Source organism: Variovorax sp. P4_D9 (assembly GCF_056401695.1).
Genome location: NZ_JBFUIU010001288.1, coordinates 1 through 1,789, shown reverse-complemented (window position 1 = coordinate 1,789; position 1,789 = coordinate 1). Strand labels below are relative to the sequence as shown.

Below are 1,789 nucleotides of genomic sequence, written 5' to 3'. Positions count from 1 at the left end.
GTTCCCGACATGATCCTGCAGGTTGGCGGCTCGATTTCGTTTGCGCCCGAGACCGACAGCGAGGCGGCCCAATGGCTCAGCGACGACACGCGCCACATGCTCGCGGAGCTCACGCCGAAGCCTGACCAGGTGACGATCGCGATCAACACCAACCAGATGAACATCTGCGAGCTGTTGACCGCGGACGATGTCGCGAACACGTCCCTGGCGAATCCGGCCTTTCAGCAGGCCTACCGCGAGATGACCATCCCCTCGGGCCCCGGCTTCGTCGAGGAACACCTGCGCCGGCTGCAGGCCAACGGCATCCAGCCGCTGTTCATGCTCGGCGACGTGGGGCAGCTCGAGTCGGTCGAGCGCCTGATCCGGCGCGGCATCTACACCGGCCCCCTGACCATGAACTGGGCGGCGATCGGCGGCGGCATGGACGGTCCGAACCCCTACAACCTGATGGAGTTCATCCGCCGAGTCCCTGATGGCGCAGTCCTGACCATCGAAAGCATCATGCGCAGCGTGCTGCCCTTGAATGCAATGGCGATCGCCATGGGCCTGCACGTGCGCGTGGGCATCGAAGACAACCTCTGGGGCCGCAAGGGCGAACGCATGACCTCCGTGCAGCAGGTCGAGCAGATGGTGCGGCTTTCGCGCGAAATGCATCGCGAGGTGGCCACCGGCAAGCAGGCCAAGGAGATCTACATGATCGGCGAACACTACAAGAGCGTCGACGAAACCCTGGCCAAGATCGGCTACGCGCCGAACCGTCAATTCGGCGAACGCGGCGCTCCGCTTCGACGCGTGGCCTGAGACAGGAGCACATCGTGGTGAACTCTATGCGACCACTGGCGGGGCGCGTCGCGCTCGTCACGGGCGCAGGCCCGGGCCTCGGCGGTGTCTTGGCACGCTCCCTGGCCGAAGCCGGCGCCAACCTCGTCGTCTGCGACGTCAATGAAGCGAGTCTGGAGCAGGCGCGCGCCGCGGTCGAAGAGGCCGGCTCGGAATGCCTGACCGTGCGTTGCGACGTCTCGGACAGCGCCGCGGTACAGCGCATGTTCGCCCAGGCGGCCGAACGCTTCGGCACCGTGCACATCCTGGTGAACAACGCAGCGCTGACCCCCAACCGGCCGGCCGACGATGTGCGGCGCAATCGCCACTACACATACCTCACGACGCCTGTGCCGCGGCAGTCGCTGGAGTTCACCAGCAACATCACCGATGAGGAATGGCACCGCTGGTGGGGCGTCAACGTGCACGGCACCTTCTACTGCACGCGCGAGGCGCTCAAGCTGATGCAGCCGCAGAAATACGGGCGCATCATCAACATCGCATCGCTGTCCGGCATGTCGGGCCTGTCCGCCCACAGCCCCCACTACAGCGCGACCAAGGGCGCGGTAATCGCGTTCACCAAGGCAGTCGCTGCGGAGGTCGCCGGTGGCAACATCTACGTGAATGTGATGGCACTGGGCCTTGTCCATACGCAGGAGATCGAAGCGGTCCTGCAGAAGATGGGCGAGGAAGGCCGCAATCGCTTCTTGCAGCTCGTGCCCGCCGGACGGATGGGCACCCCCGAAGAGTACGCAGCCACGGTCGTGCACCTGGCGGGCGAGCACTACCTGGTCGGACAAGTCATCTCGCCCAATGGCGGCATGTTGATTTGAGTACGCAAAAATATGGAGACAAACATGGAGACAAACATGGAACACGTGAAAGTAATGAAGGGCATTGCCCGCTCCAAGGGGCGGGCCAGCGGTGAGGCTCTCGTCAGTGAAATGCGATTCGGGTGGGGCTACAACAC

The 1,789-nt window shown here is 64.3% G+C and carries 2 protein-coding genes; both read left to right on the top strand.

All coding sequences use genetic code 11. The features are described 5' to 3' along the window. Positions 1 to 801, top strand: an 801-nt coding sequence (locus AC1DY5_RS54055; protein WP_478122427.1) for a beta-keto acid cleavage family enzyme, incomplete at its 5' end; no start/stop codon positions are given. 14 nt (positions 802 to 815) lie between these two features. Beyond that, a complete protein-coding gene (locus AC1DY5_RS54050; protein WP_478122426.1) occupies positions 816 to 1,652 on the top strand; it encodes an SDR family NAD(P)-dependent oxidoreductase in 837 nt (278 codons plus the stop codon). Positions 1,653 to 1,789 lie beyond the last annotated feature (137 nt).